General features: G+C 50.6%; 20 protein-coding genes and 1 pseudogene. 17 read left to right on the forward strand and 4 right to left on the reverse strand.

The annotated features are described in order from the left end of the window. Positions 1–6 precede the first annotated feature (6 nt). A complete protein-coding gene (gene hxlR, locus KNQ14_RS02130; protein WP_029342458.1) occupies positions 7–372 on the reverse strand; it encodes a transcriptional activator HxlR in 366 nt (121 codons plus the stop codon). Positions 373–576: 204 nt separating this feature from the next. On the opposite strand from hxlR, the gene hxlA reads away from it, so the two are divergent. The 3 genes from hxlA to KNQ14_RS02145 all read left to right on the forward strand — a co-directional run bounded on the left by hxlA (position 577) and on the right by KNQ14_RS02145 (position 2,688). After that, entirely contained in the window at positions 577–1,212 is a 636-nt protein-coding gene (gene hxlA, locus KNQ14_RS02135) for a 3-hexulose-6-phosphate synthase (RefSeq protein WP_214859482.1), read from the forward strand. Then, positions 1,213–1,761 carry a 6-phospho-3-hexuloisomerase gene (gene hxlB, locus KNQ14_RS02140; protein WP_214859483.1) on the forward strand — a complete coding sequence of 183 codons (549 nt, stop codon included), beginning with the start codon at positions 1,213–1,215 and terminating at the stop codon, positions 1,759–1,761. It abuts the gene before it with no gap. 159 nt (positions 1,762–1,920) lie between these two features. Then, complete coding sequence (locus tag KNQ14_RS02145; protein ID WP_214859484.1) at positions 1,921–2,688, forward strand: hypothetical protein; 768 nt, start codon at positions 1,921–1,923, stop codon at positions 2,686–2,688. A gap of 70 nt (positions 2,689–2,758) precedes the next feature. Here the strand turns inward: KNQ14_RS02145 and hisJ are convergent, their stop codons facing one another. Continuing rightward, positions 2,759–3,553 (reverse strand): histidinol-phosphatase HisJ, encoded by a 795-nt coding sequence (hisJ, locus tag KNQ14_RS02150; protein ID WP_055968870.1) that lies wholly within the window; start codon positions 3,551–3,553, stop codon positions 2,759–2,761. Between the two features lie 122 nt (positions 3,554–3,675). Between hisJ and KNQ14_RS02155 the strand changes: the two genes are divergently transcribed. The 13 genes and pseudogenes from KNQ14_RS02155 (at position 3,676) to KNQ14_RS02220 (ending at position 13,893) form a co-directional block, all read left to right on the forward strand. Beyond that, positions 3,676–4,497, forward strand: a complete 822-nt coding sequence (locus tag KNQ14_RS02155) for an ATP phosphoribosyltransferase regulatory subunit (protein ID WP_214859485.1) — start codon at positions 3,676–3,678, stop codon at positions 4,495–4,497. Then, positions 4,498–5,109, forward strand: coding sequence for an ATP phosphoribosyltransferase (gene hisG / locus KNQ14_RS02160; RefSeq protein WP_023469189.1), 612 nt, complete (start codon positions 4,498–4,500; stop codon positions 5,107–5,109). Beyond that, the gene (gene hisD / locus KNQ14_RS02165; protein ID WP_214859486.1) at positions 5,106–6,323 is read left to right on the forward strand and encodes a histidinol dehydrogenase; all 1,218 of its coding nucleotides are present in this window, start codon (positions 5,106–5,108) and stop codon (positions 6,321–6,323) included. The genes hisG and hisD overlap by 4 nt, the downstream gene beginning before the upstream one ends. After that, positions 6,323–7,294 carry a pyridoxal phosphate-dependent aminotransferase gene (locus KNQ14_RS02170; RefSeq protein ID WP_214859487.1) on the forward strand — a complete coding sequence of 324 codons (972 nt, stop codon included), beginning with the start codon at positions 6,323–6,325 and terminating at the stop codon, positions 7,292–7,294. The genes hisD and KNQ14_RS02170 overlap by 1 nt, the downstream gene beginning before the upstream one ends. Continuing rightward, a complete protein-coding gene (gene hisB, locus KNQ14_RS02175) occupies positions 7,267–7,848 on the forward strand; it encodes an imidazoleglycerol-phosphate dehydratase HisB (RefSeq protein ID WP_035396348.1) in 582 nt (193 codons plus the stop codon). The genes KNQ14_RS02170 and hisB overlap by 28 nt, the downstream gene beginning before the upstream one ends. Then, positions 7,845–8,432, forward strand: a complete 588-nt coding sequence (hisH, locus tag KNQ14_RS02180; protein ID WP_214859488.1) for an imidazole glycerol phosphate synthase subunit HisH — start codon at positions 7,845–7,847, stop codon at positions 8,430–8,432. Before hisB ends, hisH begins: the two co-directional genes overlap by 4 nt. Next, on the forward strand, positions 8,405–9,109 hold the full coding sequence (gene hisA, locus KNQ14_RS02185) for a 1-(5-phosphoribosyl)-5-[(5-phosphoribosylamino)methylideneamino]imidazole-4-carboxamide isomerase (RefSeq protein WP_035396350.1): 705 nt from the start codon (positions 8,405–8,407) through the stop codon (positions 9,107–9,109). The genes hisH and hisA overlap by 28 nt, the downstream gene beginning before the upstream one ends. Further along, a complete protein-coding gene (gene hisF / locus KNQ14_RS02190; RefSeq protein ID WP_023469183.1) occupies positions 9,103–9,852 on the forward strand; it encodes an imidazole glycerol phosphate synthase subunit HisF in 750 nt (249 codons plus the stop codon). The genes hisA and hisF overlap by 7 nt, the downstream gene beginning before the upstream one ends. Further along, positions 9,849–10,464, forward strand: a pseudogene (gene hisIE, locus KNQ14_RS16690) (bifunctional phosphoribosyl-AMP cyclohydrolase/phosphoribosyl-ATP diphosphatase HisIE). Before hisF ends, hisIE begins: the two are co-directional and overlap by 4 nt. Before the next feature lie 218 nt (positions 10,465–10,682). Continuing rightward, the gene (trhA, locus tag KNQ14_RS02205) at positions 10,683–11,342 is read left to right on the forward strand and encodes a PAQR family membrane homeostasis protein TrhA (RefSeq protein WP_035396436.1); all 660 of its coding nucleotides are present in this window, start codon (positions 10,683–10,685) and stop codon (positions 11,340–11,342) included. Next, positions 11,339–12,013 carry a TVP38/TMEM64 family protein gene (locus tag KNQ14_RS02210; RefSeq protein ID WP_214859490.1) on the forward strand — a complete coding sequence of 225 codons (675 nt, stop codon included), beginning with the start codon at positions 11,339–11,341 and terminating at the stop codon, positions 12,011–12,013. The genes trhA and KNQ14_RS02210 overlap by 4 nt, the downstream gene beginning before the upstream one ends. A gap of 84 nt (positions 12,014–12,097) precedes the next feature. Beyond that, the gene (locus KNQ14_RS02215; RefSeq protein ID WP_023469178.1) at positions 12,098–13,015 is read left to right on the forward strand and encodes a proline dehydrogenase family protein; all 918 of its coding nucleotides are present in this window, start codon (positions 12,098–12,100) and stop codon (positions 13,013–13,015) included. Between the two features lie 59 nt (positions 13,016–13,074). Then, entirely contained in the window at positions 13,075–13,893 is an 819-nt protein-coding gene (locus tag KNQ14_RS02220) for a DUF2785 domain-containing protein (protein ID WP_214859492.1), read from the forward strand. A 425-nt stretch (positions 13,894–14,318) separates the two neighbouring features. Here the strand turns inward: KNQ14_RS02220 and KNQ14_RS02225 are convergent, their stop codons facing one another. Next, complete coding sequence (locus KNQ14_RS02225) at positions 14,319–14,576, reverse strand: hypothetical protein (protein WP_214859494.1); 258 nt, start codon at positions 14,574–14,576, stop codon at positions 14,319–14,321. Between the two features lies 1 nt (position 14,577). Next, positions 14,578–15,225, reverse strand: a complete 648-nt coding sequence (locus KNQ14_RS02230; protein WP_214859495.1) for a class I SAM-dependent methyltransferase — start codon at positions 15,223–15,225, stop codon at positions 14,578–14,580. 183 nt (positions 15,226–15,408) lie between these two features. Here KNQ14_RS02230 and KNQ14_RS02235 point away from each other — a divergent pair, with 183 nt between their 5' ends. After that, a complete protein-coding gene (locus KNQ14_RS02235) occupies positions 15,409–17,826 on the forward strand; it encodes a 3-hydroxyacyl-CoA dehydrogenase/enoyl-CoA hydratase family protein (protein WP_214859496.1) in 2,418 nt (805 codons plus the stop codon). The last annotated feature ends 14 nt before the right edge of the window (positions 17,827–17,840 follow it).

The following is a 17,840-nucleotide window of genomic DNA, read 5'->3' on the forward strand; positions in this document are numbered from 1 at the left end:
TCTTTTTTATGGCGATATCTTTTGTTGTTCGAAGTCGATCTCCAGGACGTTTTTCGCATAATCCTTACCCCAGTCGTACATCGCATCTAAAATCGGCATTAAGCTATGACCGTGCGGCGTCAACGAGTATTCGACCTTCGGTGGTACGACCGGATAGACTTCCCGATGAATGATGTGGTGGTCCTCGAGTTCGCGCAGTTGATTGACGAGCATCCGTTGTGTGATCCCGGGCATCAGACTTTTCAGTTCCCCGAAGCGTTTCGTCCCTTCCTTGCCTAAGTGCCAAAGAATGAGCATCTTCCATTTGCCCCCGATGATTGAGAGGGTCAATTCCTTCTCACAGTTAAACTGACGGTCTTCAAAATGTGGCATCGATCCACCTCCTGCTCCAGTATAGTCTTTCTTCCGATCGACAGTATACTTTTCTGCACTATGTATGAAAAAACGCACTATGTAAATTAAAAGTGCGTACTTCTCAAGAATGCTCCTGCGGATTATATTTAGTCCTGTTCCTTCATGAACGTTTGAAGGAAGTGTCAGGTACGACAATACAGAGAAGAATGGGAGAGATACAAAATGAAATTACAACTCGCAATTGATTTAGTCGATACAGCAGGTGCGATCGCTTTAGTCAAAGAAATCGGGGAAGACAATTTAGATATCGTCGAGATCGGCACACCGGTCGTCATCAACGAAGGGCTCCGCGCCGTCAAAGAAATGAAAGCCGCATTCCCGAACTTAACGGTCCTCGCTGACTTGAAGATCATGGATGCTGCCGGTTACGAAGTCAGCCAAGCCGTCGCACATGGTGCTGACATCGTGACGATCCTTGGTGCAGCCGAAGACATGTCAATCAAAGGGGCAGTCGAAGAAGCGAAAAAATCAGGCAAACAGATTCTCGTCGACATGATTGCCGTGAAAGATATCGCAACACGTGCAAAAGAACTCGATGCGTTAGGCGTCGACTACATCTGTGTCCACACGGGTTACGATCTCCAAGCAGTCGGTCAAAACTCGTTCGAGGATCTCGCGACAATCAAATCGGTTGTGACAAATGCAAAAACAGCTGTTGCGGGTGGCATCAAGATGGAGACGTTACCGGAAGTCATCGCTGCATGTCCTGATCTGATCATCGTCGGTGGTGGGATCACAGGACAAGATGATAAACAAGAAACAGCGTCAACGATGCACCGGATGCTACAAGAGGCGTAAATGACACACATTCAAACGATTATCGAAGAGCTGACTTCGACGGTCGAAGCAATCGATGCGACCGAGACGAAAGAACTGGCAGACGCTGTGCTGCAAGCGAACCAAATCTTTCTCGCAGGAGCCGGTCGCTCCGGCTTGATGGGGAAAGCGTTCGTTATGCGGTTGATGCACATGGGACTCGACGCGTATGTCGTCGGCGAGACGGTCACAGCGAACTTGCGTGACGGTGACTTGTTGATCGTCGGTTCCGGATCGGGAGAGACGAAAACGTTGGTACCAATCGTCGAGAAAGCACAGGAACTTGGTGGAACGGTTGCCGTCGTCACGATCAATCCGACGTCGACGTTAGCACGATTAGCCGACTTGGTCGTCCAATTGCCTGGAGTTCCGAAAGAACAAACGGTATCAGCGGACGAGACGGTTCAACCGATGGGATCGTTGTTCGAACAGACGATGTTGTTGTTCTATGATGCCTTGATTCTGCAAATCATGGAAGACAAACAGCTCGATTCGCAAACGATGTACGGGAAACATGCCAACTTAGAATAGATAAACCAGAAGACCGGTAGACGTATGCGATACGTTTACCGGTCTTTTTTGACTTGATTTTTAATAAAACGTTTCCTGTTTGTGAGAATTTATTCGGATACTAGCAGGAATCGACCTGCCATACTAAAAGAAGTAAAGGTATGGTAAGGGGGAGGAGCAATGCGTTTTATGAAGTCGATGACAACTGTCGTATTGATCAGTAGTTGTGTCTTATCGGGGTGTGCAACGGAGACAAAAGATCATGCTGTAAAACCATCTGCAGAAGTTACATCCGTGAAACCAACTAAAGGACAAGATGAAATCGAAGAAATTTTAATTAAAGAGCCATCCGTCGATGCAGATACACCAGGCAAAGCGAGCGTCGAGCAAATACAGCTGACCTATAAAAACGGACAAACCGCCGTACCGACTAATGATAATATCTTGTCGGAAGCGATTCTTGGTCAAAAAGCGATTGTCACGCTGCAGTCTCCGGAAGGACCACATCATTACATCGTTTTGTTTTATGAACAGTCTGATCGCTGGATATTAACTGGTGTTCTTCCTGCGACAGGACCTGTTACAACGGAACGCTCGGAATCACGTGGCTTGAAGCTCCCATTTTCGACATTCACAACGAACGAAATGAGTTGGAGTGATGCGGAAGACGCGCCAATCACATGGACGTTTGCTGGAAAAGAATCAATCCTTACGGTTTCGAAGCTCCCGCAGCAACCGATGGACAGCAAACCGTCGGAGGTCGTGACATTGGCGAATGGAATAGAAGCTTACGTCCATGAGACGAAACGAGAAGCTAGCTTGTTTTATCAAGACGGCGAACAGACGGTTTTGTTAGCCGGTAACGTATCAGTTGATCGTCTTAAAATACTTGCGGCATCACTGCCACCTGTCACGTCAGGATCGTTTCCGTATAGCGAAACAGAATAAAAAAATCGCGCGCTTTACACAACTCCTGTCAGAGTAAGTGAAGCGCGCGATCTTTTATCTATTTACGTTCTTACCATTTGAAATCAAAATCAGCACCGACATCTTTTGCGAGATGGGCATCTGATCCATAGACGAGCGGAATCGATAACGACTGCGTGACTTGCAGGAGTTCCGGGTAAGGATAGGAAAGACCACATAATGGTTTCCGGAGTCCTGCCGTGTTGACGTCGAGTGTGAAGTTCGCCTGACGGATTTTCCGTAACGTGTCGTCGAGGTTCGTTGGGTTCGACTCAAGCGGATAGGCTTGGATGAATTTCGTCGGTAACGTTAAGTGACCGAGGCGCTTCGGCTGGTGTGCACCGAGGTCCGTCATGACGAGGGCTTGGATGCCTTCATAATAGCGTTCGTGGACCGCCGTGACGCTTCCGAGTTTCGTGACGATCTCACCGAAGCTTTCCTTGCTGAAGTCGACGCCGTAATATTGCTCATCGATGTATAAGTAATGCAATGAGAGAATGCCGTCAGTCAAGACGTCAGCGTAGCGGGCGATGATGTCACGCGTGCCGTCGACATGTCCTTCCCAGTAGTCGAACTCCATCCCGATCCGGATGTCGATCTGATTCTTGTATGTCTCGCGGAGTTGCGTTAATTCCTTCAGGTAGGCATCGGCTGTCGCGAACGACATTCCGGAATCGTTATCTGGCGCAGGATCCGTCACACCTTCAGGTAAAGGGGCATGTTCCGTGAAGCTGATCCGTTCTAAGCCTTGCTCTAAGGCGCGCTCGATGTAGGCTTCGAGTGGATCCTTCGTACCGTGTGGACAATATGGACTGTGGACGTGACCGTCCCATTTCAATAATTGCATGAGTAACCCTCCGATTTTTTAGAATTGGCAAGCAAAGCGATTGACAATGTGCCCGAAACGCGGTATCTTATCGTTAAATAATTTAGCGTGGTACAGTGATAATAAGATAAAGGAGTGGGAGTATGCAATCATTTTCTACGATTCGACTCAAGGATGGAGCGACAGACTATGTCGGTGCCTCGGCAACGCGGCTCCAGCAGGTCATCCGTCAGCTCGAAGATGGACTCGAACAATCTAACTATACCCGATTAATCACCCCCTTAATTGAGGAAATCGGTGGACGGGAACAGATTCGAATGGATTTTACGACTAGTGTCGCGCGTGCACTTAGCGAACGGGGTCGCGAACAATATAAACGTGTCTTCTACAGTGGCTCCGTCTTTCAACCGGAAGAGAAGTTCCAGGTCGGATTCGAGGAACGAGGACAAATCGCGGAAGTCGAAGCAATTCAACTTGCGGTCCGACTCGTCGAAGAACTGACAGGAAAAGAAGTCACACTCTCGATCGGCGATGCCGGTTTGATCGAGCATTTGATCGAGACGCGCATCGGTGATCACCACTTACGCGACCAAGTGACGCAGATGCTCCGTTTACGTAACGTCATCGAACTGAAGCGAATCGCGGGTCAACTCGATGATGCCTTGCTTGCAAAACTTCCTTTATTATTCGGACGTGAAGGGGCAGAGACGATCCTACCGTACGTCGACGAGACAAGACTCAACGCCGTGCTTGATCTCGCGGAAGCCGTCAATGCCGATCTCGACTTCGGTCAAATGGGTTTACAGACGTACTACGACGGGATCACGATCCACGGTTTCATCGAAGGTGTAACGGAACCCGTCCTCGTCGGTGGACGCTACGACCGGCTTTATGAACAATTCGGACAAGAACAACAGGCGTTCGGCATCGGATTCTCGGTCGAACGGTTGGCGGAGGTGCTCTAAATGCGAATCGGAATTACGAAAGGACGGCTGTCGAAAGCGACAGAACGTTATCTAAAAGAAGCTGGCGTCGAGACATGGGGAGCCATTGAACGTGAACTGATCGTCAAACGGGGCGAGCACGAATTCGTCTTCATGAAAGGATCGGACTTGATCCCGTACGTCGCTCAAGGGGTTCTTGACGTTGCGATCACCGGCAGTGACATCTTACTCGAATCGGATCAAGAACTATCGGAACTGGCAGAATTGCCGTTCGGCGTCTGCCGGATGTCGGTTTGTGCGAAGGAACCTTTGCAATTCGAAGGCGGACGCCGCGTCCGGATTGCGACGAAGTATCCGGTCATCGCCAAACGCTACTTCAGCGAACTCGGTGTCGACGTCGACATCGTACCGTTGAACGGTTCGGTCGAGTTGGCACCGTTACTCGGTCTCGCTGACGCAATCGTCGATATCGTCGAGACGGGTGAGACGTTACGGGCGAACGGACTAAACGAATACGAGAAAATCATCGATATCAGTGCTCGATTCTTTACGAGCGAATGGACGTTAAAACGGAAGCGGGTCGAAGTCATCCGCTTGCTCGAGCAATTGACAGAAGGAGTGACACGATCATGACACCGACAAAACCTTTCAGCATCGATCGCGACACGGAGCTCGCGGTCCGCGCGATCCTCGAACGCGTCGCAACAGACGGCGACGCTGCTGTCCGCGATTACACGAACCAATTCGATCAGGTTGATCTTGAGGATTTTCGTCTCAGTGAAACACGGATCACGCAAGCCTTCGAACAGGCAGACGCCAACTTGATCGACTCGTTGAAGTTGATGGCGACACGACTCGTCGAATGGCACGAACAAGAACTTCCGTCTGACATCGAACTCGTCGAAGCAGACGTGACACGACGTCAACGGTTCGTTCCCGTCGATTCGGTCGGAATATACGTTCCAGGTGGTGCAGCCAGTTATCCGTCGACCGTCTTGATGAACGCCATTCCAGCGAAAGTCGCAGGAGTAGAACGGGTCGTTATGGTGACACCGATGACGAATTTAAGTGACGAGGTGCTCGTTGCGGCACGGATTGCTGGTGTGACAGAAATCTATACGATCGGTGGAGCACAAGCTGTCGCCGCGCTGACTTTCGGAACAGAAAGCATCCAAGCCGTCGATTTGATTGTCGGACCCGGGAACCGCTTCGTCGCCGAAGCAAAACGCCAAGTCTACGGGATCGTTGGCATCGATTCGGTTGCCGGTCCATCGGAAGTTGTCGTCATCGCGGACGACACAGCGCATCCGGACCGGATCGCAGCGGACTTACTTGCCCAAGCTGAACACGACCGTGACGCTGTCGCGATCGCCTTCGTGCCAACGGAAGAGATGAAACAAGCGGTGGACACGGAAATCGAACGGCGCTTACAGCAATTGCCGCGTCAAGAGATTGCCCGCCGTGCAATGGAAAACGGTGGTGTCTTCGTCGCTCCACTCGAAACAGCGATCGAAGAAGCGAATCGTCTGGCAGCGGAACACTTGGAACTTGCCGTTTCCAATCCGCAAGAGGTCGTCAAATCGATCCGTCACGCCGGGATGATTTTCCTCGGTCATGAGACACCAGAAACGCTCGGTGATTACGTCGCCGGAACGAACCACGTCTTACCAACATCCGGTACAGCTCGTTTTGCGTCTGGATTATCAGCGCGGACATTCCTGCGTCACCAGACGATGCTCGAAGCCACACGCGCAGGCGTACAACGTCTCGCGAACGCAGCGAAGACCGTTGCCCGGGTTGAAGGACTCGAAGCACACGCACAAGCTATCGAAGTGAGGGAAGACTAATGCGATTACACCAAAACGAACGATTCACGACCCACAGTCCAGTCGGGATCGAAGCGATCCAAGAATTGATCGCGACGTTCCCATTAAACGAATATCCAGTCGAGATCATCGATCAAGTCAAGGCATCGTATGCGACGTATGCCGGTGTCCGTCCGACGCAACTCGTCGCCGGGAACGGCTCGGACGAGTTGATCGGCTACTTATGTGCCCGCTACGGCGGACCCGGCATGCCGGTCATCGCCTCGGAACCTGACTTCGTCATGTATCAGTTCTACGCTGACCGGGCACGGGCACCGTTCGAACGAGTACCGCTACTTGACGAGATGGCGCTTGACGTCGACGGATTGATCGCAGCACCCGGTGAGATCATCTTCTTGAGTCACCCACACAATCCGTCTGGTGTCCTCCGGAAGGAAGCGGACATCCGTCGTTTGCTCGACAGTGGCAAATACGTCGTCATCGATGAGGCGTACATCGACTTCGCGCTCGAACAGTCGATGCTTCACTTACTCGAGGAATATCCGAAAGCGATCATCTTACGGACGCTCTCAAAAGCGTTCGGACTCGCATCGCTTCGACTTGGTTTTGTCATCGCGAGCGAACAAATCATTGAAGAAATCGAACAGATTAAATCACCATACAACGTCTCTGGTCTATCAGCAGCTGTCGGCATCGCCATCATGGCAGAACCGGAACTCGATCGGGTCTTAGAGGAAACGTATGCGAGCCGCGAGGCGATTGAACGGATTCTCGCCCCAATCGGCAAGACGTATCCAAGTGCAGCGAACTTCGTCTACGTCGAGTATCCGGAAGCCGAACGCTTTACGCAACGTTGTGCTGACGCCGGATTACGGATTCGTTTGTTTAACCAAGCATTCCGTGTCAGTTGTGGATCACCAGAAGCAATGCAAGTATTAGAAACGTGTGTAGAGGAGGAATTACGATGCGGCGTGGCGCAAGCGAACGAGTAAGTGCAGAGTCAGACATCAAGGTCGAGGTCGATCTCGCAGGAGGTCCGGTTGAGATTAAGACGGGGGTCGGCTTCTTTGATCATATGTTGACGTTATTTGCCTTCCAGGCCCGGATCGGTCTGAAAGTAACTGCCAAAGGTGATACGTGGATCGATGCCCACCACACGGTCGAAGATACCGCGATCGTCCTCGGGGCAGCGTTGACGGAAGCGCTCGGCGATAAAGCCGGGATTGAACGCTACGGTGAATCCCGTGTGCCGATGGACGAGACACTCGCGTCAGTCGTCCTCGACTTCAGCGGTCGTCCGTTCACGGTCTTCCGTGCTAGCTTCAAGAATCCGAAGCTCGGTGACTTTGATACGGAACTCGCAGAAGAGTTCTTCCAAGGCTTATCGCGCAGTGCCCGGATGACGATTCATGCCGAAGTCTTGTATGGTTCGAACACGCACCACATGATCGAAGGGTTGTTCAAAGCACTCGGTCGGGCTGTTCGTCAGGCCGTTGCCGTGACGAGCGAAGGCGTACCGTCTACGAAAGGGTTGATTGATCAATGATAGCAATCGTCGATTATGGCGTCGGGAATATCGCAAACATTGAGCGGGTATTAAAACAGTTGGGTGAGGCAGTCATCGTCACGAATGATGCTGAACTACTGGAGCAAGCAGAAGCACTTGTATTACCGGGTGTCGGTGCCTATGCCCCGGCAATGGAGCGCCTAAAGGAAACGGGACTGGTCGACTTCTTAAAAGAACAAGCCGAAAAGAAACCGTTCCTCGGAATTTGTCTCGGGATGCAACTGCTCTTTGAATCAAGTGACGAAGATGGACTGACGGAAGGTCTCGGGATCTTACCGGGAACGATCGAAAAACTACCGAGCGACGTCCGCTTGCCGCACATGGGTTGGCACCAGCTGACGAACCACGGCGAAGCGGTCTATTTCGTCCACTCGTACGGCGCTGTTTGTGACCCAGAATGGATTGTCGACGCGGTTGAATACGGACGTCTTGTTCCAGCGATCGTTCAAAAAGGACAAGTCACCGGGATGCAGTTCCACCCGGAGAAGAGTGGCGAAGTCGGACTGAAACTACTGAAGGAATGGAGAGAGACGACATGCAACTCTACCCAGCAATCGATTTAATGAGCGGACAGGCCGTACGCCTGAAGCAAGGAGATTTTGACCAACAGACATTCTTCGGTGATGCGTTGACGATTGCGAAGCGCTTCAAGGAAGATGGGGCGACAGCGATCCACTTGATCGATCTTGATGGTGCGAAGGCCGGCGAACCGTTGCACTTGAGCTTGATCGCCGACATCAAAAAGGAGACCGGTTTGTTCGTCGAAGCTGGTGGTGGTGTCCGTAACATCGAAACCGTCGAAGCATACGTCGGTGCCGGAATCGACCGGATTCTCGTCGGCACGGTCGCCCTAGAAGACGAAGCGTTACTCGAGCAGATGATTGCTCTCGCTGGTGATAAACTAGCCGTTGCGTTGGATGCCAAAGAAGGCATCGTTCAAACACGCGGCTGGCTCGAAGCGAGCGGTTGGACGCTTGAAGAGGCAATGACACACCTGATCGGCAAAGGCATCAAGACGTTCCTTTATACAGACATTTCGCGTGACGGAATGATGATGGGACCGGACGTTGATGGACTCGATCGTTTAAAACGGGAAGGGGTCGAATTGATTGCTTCCGGTGGTGTGACGACAGTCGATGACGTCGCGCGCCTCAAAGAAATCGGAATGGACGGAGCGGTCGTCGGTCGGGCTTTACTCGACGGATCACTTGCCTTAAAAGAGGTGTTGCGCGTATGCTGATGAAACGAATCATTCCCTGTCTTGACGTCAAGGAAGGACGTGTCGTCAAAGGGGTCAAATTCCAGAATCTACGTGATCTCGGTGACCCGGTTGCCGTCGCAAAGTATTATTACGAACAAGGGGCAGATGAACTCGTCCTGCTCGATATCTCAGCAACGCAAGAAGGGCGCGAGACAATGCTTGATATCGTCGAACGCGTCGCAGAAGTCATCTACATGCCGTTTACGGTCGGTGGCGGAATCAAGACGATCGAAGACGCGAAACGCTTGATTCGTGCCGGTGCTGACAAAGTCTCACTCAACTCATCAGCGCTTCAAAATCCACAACTGATTCAAGAAGTCAGCCGCCTGTTCGGTGTCCAAGCGACGGTCGTCGCAATCGATGCGAAACAGACCGGTGACTCATGGGGTGTCTTCTCACACGGTGGAACACAACCCGTCGGACGTGACGCAATCGAGTGGGCACAGGAAGCTGTTGCGCTCGGTGCCGGGGAGTTACTCGTCACGTCAATGGACGCTGACGGAACAAAAGACGGGTATGATCTCGCCTTGATCCGTCGTCTACGTGAAGTCGTCAACGTGCCGATCATCGCTTCCGGTGGGGTCGGAACGCTCGATCACTTAGCGGAAGGGTTGGAAGCAGGCGCTGACGCGGCCCTTGCTGCTTCGATCTTCCATGAAGCGACATACACGATGCCGGAAACGAAAGCCTACCTCAAAGAACGGGGAGTCGAAGTCCGATGACGACATTGAATTTTTCAAAAGGACTCGTCGCTGCCGTCGTCGTCGACGAGCAGACGAACGATGTCTTGATGGTCGGCTTCATGGACCAAGCCGCTTATGATAAGACGCTTGCGACCGGTCTCGTCACCTTCTTCTCGCGGACGAAGAATCGTCTCTGGACGAAAGGGGAGACGAGCGGGAACACGCTTGAACTCAAACGGATGTGGATTGATTGTGATCAGGATAGTCTCTTGATCGCGGTCAAAGCGAACGGTCCGACATGCCATACCGGAAATCGCAGTTGTTTCTATACGGAAGTGGAGGTGCCCGATGTTATACGAACTGGAACAGACCGTCAAAGCGAAGATTGAGGCAAAGGAAGCAGAATCCTATACGAACTATTTGATTGCTTCCGGATACGAGAAGATTGCGAAGAAGTTCGGTGAAGAGGCATTTGAAGTCGTCCTCGCCGGTAACGATACGTTAGCCGAAGAGACAGCAGACTTGTTGTACCACTTAACGGTCTTGCTTGCTGACCGCGGTGTCTCCTTCAAAGAAGTCGAAGCGGTCCTGAACGAACGTCACGGTACAAAATCGACGTTCAAGGATCGCCCGGATATTGAACAATGGTAAACGACATCCACATCGCCTAGGCGGTGTGGATTTTTGTATAAGCGGGAAAAGACAAACAGATGACGGTTGTCATCAAATCGACAGAATCTTTCGATAGGCACGCTGTCGCTTCAGAGCGTATAATCAAAGTGTTAGTCTTGTGTCATTAGAAAGTAGGTGTTCGGTTGGTTACCAAAAAAGAACTTAAGCAAACGATCAAGCAACAATCGAAAGAAACGATCGAAGAGCTACTCGCAAAAGGTGATTCCTTGAAAGAGGAAATCGCCAGTGCCATTACACACGGATTGGGTGTCATTTTCAGTATCGTCGCGCTCGTGATGTTGATCCTGCAGGCGACGAAATCCGGCAGCGCTTGGAACGTCACTGCTGTCAGTATCTTCGGGGCAACGATGATTCTCCTTTATCTGTTCTCGACCTTGATGCATTCGCTGATGCATACGAAAGCAAACAAGGTTCTACAAATTTTAGATCATGCTGGCATCTATCTCTTGATTGCTGGTAGTTATACACCGTTCGCCTTGATCACACTCCGTGGTCCGCTCGGCTGGACATTGCTCGGAATCGTCTGGGGTGTCGGAACGCTCGGCATCATCTGGAAGCTTTATTCGACCGGTAAATATGTCTGGATCTCGAATGCGTCTTATCTGATTCTCGGCTGGTGTTGTCTGTTTGCGATCAAGCCGATCTATGAAGCACTCGGGTTACAAGGATTCTTACTGCTCCTCGGTGGTGGACTTGCGTACTCTCTCGGCGTCATCTTCTACGTCTGGGCACGCTTGCCGTATAACCACGCGATTTGGCATCTGTTCGTCCTTGCGGGCAGTGTCCTGATCTTCCTCTCGATTTTCTATTACGTTGCTCCGGCGACGATGTCATGAAGAAATTACGGCTCCGGGACTGGCTCCCGCTCACGCTGTATTTTATGTTTGGACTTGGATTGCTCCTGTACTTCCGGATGTCTGGAATGCTGGAGCAATTCGACATTCAGGCATTATCGGATTGGGTACGGGATCAAGGTCTGACCGGGATGTTGCTTTACGTACTCGCTTACACGATTCGACCACTCGTCTTTTTCCCAGCAAGCCTGTTGACCATTTTTGGCGGTTATACGTACGGTCCATGGCTCGGGACATTGCTCGACGTCATTGGTGCCGGTACCGGCGGTTTGCTCAGCTTTTGGATCGCCCGATTGCTCGGTCGCCGTGGCGTCGAGAAAATGATCGGGAAAGGGAAGCTGAACGTGCTCGACGACCGCATCGCGACAAACGGTTTTCTCGTCGTCTTGATAGTCCGATTGATTCCACTGTTTCCATTTGACGCGATCAGCTACGCGTCAGGTCTATCGAAAATCCGCTTTAAACAGTTCGCCATCGCGAACTATATCGGGATCATTCCCGGTGCATTCGTTTACAACAATATCGGCTCAAGCCTTCGTGATCCGTTCTCGTGGCAGTTCTTTGTGGCGATTGGTCTATATGTCTTGTTTTTCGCTGTTGGTATCGTCGCCCATCAGATTCTCAAAAATAAACAAAAGAAAGAGCGCATGTAAGCGCTTTATGGCATAATATAAAGGCAGAGATGTGAACCGACACGGTAAAACAGCCTAGCATTTATTTAGGGGGAATCATGAGTGATGGAAAAAGTACTACGGGATGGTTTTATCTTCTTATCGCAAAACAAGACATTGAACGGTCTCGCCAAGCGATACGGGCTTAAATTCGGAGCAAGTCGCTTCGTGGCAGGGGATTCATTGGAAGCATCGAAACGGGCGATCCAGGAATTAAACGCAAAAGGGTTATGCGTCACGATGGACCATTTAGGGGAGTTCATTTCGACGGTGGCAGAAGCAGAGATGATGACACAAGAATGTATTCGTGCGGTTGAGATGATTGCGGAAGAAAAATTAGACTCGCAACTCTCGTTGAAACTGACATCACTCGGACTCGATATCTCGGACGACTTGATTCGCTCGAACATGGAACGGATCTTAACACGGGCGAAAGAACTCGGTGTCTTCGTCACGATTGATATGGAAGATGAGCCACGTTGTGAAAAGACGATTCAATTGTTTGAAGAATTGCGCCAATCTTTCGATAACATCGGGACGGTCATCCAGTCGTACCTCTACCGGTCGGAAGATGATATCAAACGCGTCGGACGCTTCGAGACGAATCTCCGGATCGTCAAAGGGGCATACAAAGAACCGGCAACGGTTGCGTTCCCAGAGAAGGAAGACGTCGACCATAACTACATCAAGCTCGTGAAGTTACAATTATCACTCGGAAACTATGCTGCCGTCGCAACACATGACGATGCGATGATCGAGCAAGTCATCCGTCACGCTAAAGAAAATGGGATCGAAAAAGACCAGTTCGAATTCCAGATGTTATTTGGTATCCGGGTCGAGCGTCAACTCGAACTCGTCAAACAAGGCTATAAAGTCCGTGTCTACGTTCCTTATGGACGTGACTGGTACGGTTACTTCATGCGCCGCTTAGCAGAACGACCGGCAAACGTTGCCTTCGTTCTCAAAGGAATGGTCAAAGGATAAGAAGAGAAGGCGATGCAACGTTGCATCGTCTTTTTTTGATTCAGAGAGGAGAGGACAGAATGGCATGCACAGAACAAGAATTAAAGGAACTGCTACAACAAGACGCGAGTGTAACGCCTGCATTACTCGATGAGTTACTTCTACATATCGGTTCGACGGATTCTGAGTTACGGGATGGATTGATCTATCCGCAATTAGCGACCTACATCGCATCAGAATCCTTTACGATAGAAGACACCAATCGAATTTTCGATGTTATTTTAAGCGGGCATGGATTGATGTATAGAATGGGAACAGCGGACACAACAGCTGTTCTGACGCGATCATTTTCAGCATTAGCACTCGCTGAATTGTTAGTGATGGACAAAACCCGACACTTATTGACGCAAAGTCAGTTGGATCGGCTGTCCACTTACTTACAAACCTATTTGGAGCAAGAAAAGGATGTCCGTGGATTCATTGACGGAATGGGGTGGGCACACAGCATGGCACATATCGCAGATGTCTATGCGGTTTGGTTTACGCACCCAGCGAGTCGTCCGCAGGAGGAGCTCGGAGCGATTGATGCGATGATTCGTCAGTTGATCCGATCCGATTATCTCTATGTCGATGAAGAAGCGGACCGGATGGTGACGGCGTGGTTGCAAGCTTGTCGTCATGGACTGTCGGAAGACGTCCTATTACAACGAATCGAACGTAATATTAAGGAGTGGCTTGAGAGTGACGTGACATGGGGAGATGCGGAGTGGACGACGTATCGTAACGTCAAACAGATGCTACAGACACTCTATTTCCGACTGAAATGGGAAGAACAATCGGATCTTGTCTTAATTGAAGAGTGGTTGCGACAGGTACATCAGCGAACGCACGGAGGATAAAGCATAGTATACCGGACGTCCCTATCATCTTCGCTTTCCTCAGGCGGGAAGTAAGCCGCGGCATCTCACATTCCATGTGATTTGCCGGGTCTTCCTCTTCCCTGACGGAAGCATGGTTCATGCTTCCTTTTCCTGTAGGAGTCGAAGATGCCCGGTTCGTCCTGAATGAACTAAACTCAAAAGCGATCGATTTCCGTCAATGGAATCGATCGCTTTTGAGTTCTTTGGATAATAAATGAGTGCGTCCTCCTCACATGTCTTCACCCGACTCCTACAGGAAAAAGTGCGACGTTTCATCTCGCGCTGTCAGAGACAAACAAGACCCGGATTCGTCATTCGAGGGATGAGGAAGACTGGCTTGTGTCTCGCCTGAGGAAAGCGGGTGAGAAGACAGTGAGTTTTTGATGATGGAGTTTCATCGATCATTACGGCAAAATGACATTTCCTAAAAACAGCATGCCTGCAAATACTAGAATGACAAGAAAGATAGAGGTCTGCGGATGGAATCGTTTTTCTTGATAGCTCCGAAAAATGCGTCTTCCGAGTTCAGGTATACCCATTAGAAAGACCATGTACAATAAGAAATATTGCCACCGCTCTAAAACATCAAGTGAATCGATATAAAACAACAGATTGATACCTAACGCTACTAATATGAACGTATAAAAAGTTGTATATGACATCCTATCTCTCCCTCACAGCTGTCGTCTGAAAAGCAAACAAACACGAGAAAGCATGTGCTTGATCAAGTAACCGATGCCCCGTCATGACGGCGCCTTCCTTTTGGATGACCGCTTCATCAAGCAACGTCCAGCCCCGTTCTTTTGCTAATTGCAACAGTTCCCACGGCATCATCGTATTCCCCATCGCGACTTCCTCACCATACAGACGACGATAAGCAAGTTGCCGCGGAGCAGCTGTCGGACCAAGTAGACTGATGACGACAAGTGGGGCGACGCGTTCGATTTCTTCTAAAACCTTTACGGGACGTGTCGACCATTCGAGTGAGTTAACGGCAAGGACGACGTCAAACGCATGATCGGCGAACGGCAATGCTTCACCCGTTCCAACGATGAACGTCTGCTCGGGTGACTTCTCACGGGCGATTCGGATCATCTCGTCTGAGACATCGAGTCCGACTGTCTGAAAGTCCGGTGTCAGTAAGCGACAGGCTGCCCCATCACCGCAACCGAGATCAAGCAAACGACCACCGGTGATCGTTTTTCGTAAGAACGGCAAAACGGTTTTCCGACTGCCGTTCGTCCACATATCGTCAGCGCGATCCGCCCAGTCAGCGGCTTTTTGATTCCATACATGCTCGGTTTGACTCATTTCTATCCACTCCTTTTTATCAGTCTAACAGGAAAATTTGTCCATTGACTGATTTTTTATTGCTACTGAATCATTATTCATTTATGATGAAGATGTAGAAGAAGCACACGAAAGTCGTTCGGCTTCTTTTTTTGTCAGTATAATGAATGGTTGTTCATTCAATTTAAACTCAGGGGGTATATCATGGCGAGTCAAATCGGTCAGCCGACCACAATCCAGTTGACGAAACACATCCAATTCGCCGTCATCATCGGTTCAGGGGTGATGGGTGCAGGCATCGCGGCACATCTTGCGAATGCTGGCATACGGACATTGATGCTTGATATCGTACCAAAAGAACTTACGGCACAAGAAGAGAAGCAGGGCTTGACGTTGAGTGATCCGCGCGTCCGTTCCCGCATCGCGCGCGATAACCGCGAAAAACTCTTGAAACAAAATCCAGCACCACTCGCGTCGAAAAAATTGATCGACTTCATCGAGGTCGGAAACTTAGAAGACGACTTAGAACGTCTGAAGGAAGCAGACTGGATCGTCGAAGTCGTCGTCGAACGACTCGACGTCAAACAGCAATTGTTTAAAACGATCGAACCATTCATTCGGGAAGACGCGATCGTCAGCTCGAACACATCAGGCATTTCGATCGAAGCGATGCGCGAAGGGCGTTCGGAGTCGTTCAATCGTCGTTTCCTCGGGACACACTTCTTTAATCCACCACGTTATCTGAAGTTACTTGAGTTGATTCCAACGTCAGACACGGATCCGAGTGTCGTCGACTTTATGAAGCAATTCGCAGAGGAACGACTCGGGAAAGGCGTCGTCATTGCGAAGGATACACCGAACTTCATCGGCAACCGAATCGGGACATACGGTCTCCTCGTGACGATGGATGAGATGAAAAAAGGTGGCTATTCGATCGGGGAGGTCGATTCGGTCACGGGTCCACTGCTTGGTCGCCCAGGGTCAGCGACGTTCCGGACACTCGACGTCGTCGGCATCGACACGTTCGTTCACGTCGCGAACAACGTCTATGACTTGTTGCCAGAAGGCGAGGAGAAGGAGACGTTCGCGGTTCCGGCTGAGATGCGCCGCCTTGTCGAACAAGGGGCACTCGGTGCGAAGACGGGTCAAGGCTTCTATAAGAAAGTCGGAAAACAGATCCTTGAACTCGATTTAGAGACATTTGAGTACGTTGAAAAGAAAGCGCTTACTGAGCCGTCGATCGGACAAGCTAAAGCACTTCCGGGCGCAAAAAACAAGCTGAAAGCCGTCGTCTTCGCGCAAGATCGTGTCGGTGCCTTACTCTGGCCGATCCATGCGAAAACATTGCTCTACTCGGCTCAGCTGACTGGTGAGATCGCAGACGACATCAAAGCGATCGACGAAGCGATGAAATGGGGCTTCGGTTGGAAGATGGGACCGTTCGAGACATGGGACGCACTCGGTGTCGAGAAGACGGTCGCGAAGATGAAACAAGACGGTTACGCAGTACCGGCATGGGTCGATGAGATGCTCGCAGCAGGAAAAACGAGCTTCTATGATGCGTCCGGTCGTCATTATGACGTTGCAACGAAAGACTACGTTGGAGCAACGGTCAATCCGAAGGAAATCCGTCTCCGTGATGTACGGAAGTCAAACGGTGTTTTACTAGAGAACAACGGGGCGCGCTTGCTTGATATCGGCGACGATGTTGCGGTGCTCGAGTTCACATCGAAGAGCAATGCAATCGGTGTCGACATCATGCAGATGATCGAACAGTCGGTCGATCTCGTTGAGAAAAATCACCGTGGTCTCGTCATCGCGAACGATGGCAAGAACTTCTGTGTCGGTGCAAACCTAGCGATGATGCTGATGGAAGCGGAAGATGAGAACTGGTTCGAGCTCGACTGGATCATCAACAAGTTCCAACAATCGATTCAAAAGATTCGTTACGCATCACGTCCGATCGTCGCTGCGCCGCAAGGAATGACGCTTGGTGGCGGTACGGAGATCTCGCTTCCGGCAGCTCGTCTGCAAGCCGGGCTTGAAACGTACATGGGTCTCGTCGAAGTCGGTGTCGGTCTAATTCCGGGAGGCGGCGGAAACGTCAATACGTATCGTCGACTGTTAGAAAACACACCAGACGGACTCGTTAATATCGAGAAAGCAGCACAAAAGACGTTCGAAAACGTCGCAATGGCAAAAGTCTCAAAATCAGCCTTTGAAGCACGCGAACTCGGATATGTCCGCTCTGTTGATCAGATCTTGATGAACCGGGATCACTTGACGTATGATGCGAAACAACTCGTCCTTGAACTGGACCGGACCGGCTACACGGCACCAGCGAAAGCGAAGATTCCAGTCGTCGGTCGTGCGGGGAAAGCGACGCTTGAACTCGCAACACGCGAAATGTTCTACGGCGGTTATATCTCGGAACACGATTTGAAAATCGCAAGTAAACTCGCACACGTCATCGCCGGCGGAAACGTCGCCTTCGGTAGCCACGTCGATGAACAATATATGCTCGACATCGAACGGGAAGCATTCTTGAGCCTGATCGGTGAGATGAAGACACAACAACGGATGCAGCACATGCTCGTCAAAGGCAAGCCGCTTCGTAACTGAGGACTGGGGGGATT

The sequence above is a fragment of the Exiguobacterium sp. s161 genome, assembly GCF_018619045.1.
GTDB classification, from domain to species: domain Bacteria; phylum Bacillota; class Bacilli; order Exiguobacteriales; family Exiguobacteriaceae; genus Exiguobacterium_A; species Exiguobacterium_A indicum.

What these genes read in the sequence shown, in the direction of transcription:
- hxlR (WP_029342458.1), bottom strand. Translation starts at nt 372, where the DNA reads ATGCCACATTTTGAAGACCGTCAGTTTAACTGTGAGAAGGAATTGACC.
- hxlA (WP_214859482.1), top strand. Translation starts at nt 577, where the DNA reads ATGAAATTACAACTCGCAATTGATTTAGTCGATACAGCAGGTGCGATC.
- hxlB (WP_214859483.1), top strand. Translation starts at nt 1,213, where the DNA reads ATGACACACATTCAAACGATTATCGAAGAGCTGACTTCGACGGTCGAA.
- KNQ14_RS02145 (WP_214859484.1), top strand. Translation starts at nt 1,921, where the DNA reads ATGCGTTTTATGAAGTCGATGACAACTGTCGTATTGATCAGTAGTTGT.
- hisJ (WP_055968870.1), bottom strand. Translation starts at nt 3,553, where the DNA reads ATGCAATTATTGAAATGGGACGGTCACGTCCACAGTCCATATTGTCCA.
- KNQ14_RS02155 (WP_214859485.1), top strand. Translation starts at nt 3,676, where the DNA reads ATGCAATCATTTTCTACGATTCGACTCAAGGATGGAGCGACAGACTAT.
- hisG (WP_023469189.1), top strand. Translation starts at nt 4,498, where the DNA reads ATGCGAATCGGAATTACGAAAGGACGGCTGTCGAAAGCGACAGAACGT.
- hisD (WP_214859486.1), top strand. Translation starts at nt 5,106, where the DNA reads ATGACACCGACAAAACCTTTCAGCATCGATCGCGACACGGAGCTCGCG.
- KNQ14_RS02170 (WP_214859487.1), top strand. Translation starts at nt 6,323, where the DNA reads ATGCGATTACACCAAAACGAACGATTCACGACCCACAGTCCAGTCGGG.
- hisB (WP_035396348.1), top strand. Translation starts at nt 7,267, where the DNA reads ATGCGGCGTGGCGCAAGCGAACGAGTAAGTGCAGAGTCAGACATCAAG.
- hisH (WP_214859488.1), top strand. Translation starts at nt 7,845, where the DNA reads ATGATAGCAATCGTCGATTATGGCGTCGGGAATATCGCAAACATTGAG.
- hisA (WP_035396350.1), top strand. Translation starts at nt 8,405, where the DNA reads ATGCAACTCTACCCAGCAATCGATTTAATGAGCGGACAGGCCGTACGC.
- hisF (WP_023469183.1), top strand. Translation starts at nt 9,103, where the DNA reads ATGCTGATGAAACGAATCATTCCCTGTCTTGACGTCAAGGAAGGACGT.
- KNQ14_RS02210 (WP_214859490.1), top strand. Translation starts at nt 11,339, where the DNA reads ATGAAGAAATTACGGCTCCGGGACTGGCTCCCGCTCACGCTGTATTTT.
- KNQ14_RS02215 (WP_023469178.1), top strand. Translation starts at nt 12,098, where the DNA reads ATGGAAAAAGTACTACGGGATGGTTTTATCTTCTTATCGCAAAACAAG.
- KNQ14_RS02220 (WP_214859492.1), top strand. Translation starts at nt 13,075, where the DNA reads ATGGCATGCACAGAACAAGAATTAAAGGAACTGCTACAACAAGACGCG.
- KNQ14_RS02225 (WP_214859494.1), bottom strand. Translation starts at nt 14,576, where the DNA reads ATGTCATATACAACTTTTTATACGTTCATATTAGTAGCGTTAGGTATC.
- KNQ14_RS02230 (WP_214859495.1), bottom strand. Translation starts at nt 15,225, where the DNA reads ATGAGTCAAACCGAGCATGTATGGAATCAAAAAGCCGCTGACTGGGCG.
- KNQ14_RS02235 (WP_214859496.1), top strand. Translation starts at nt 15,409, where the DNA reads ATGGCGAGTCAAATCGGTCAGCCGACCACAATCCAGTTGACGAAACAC.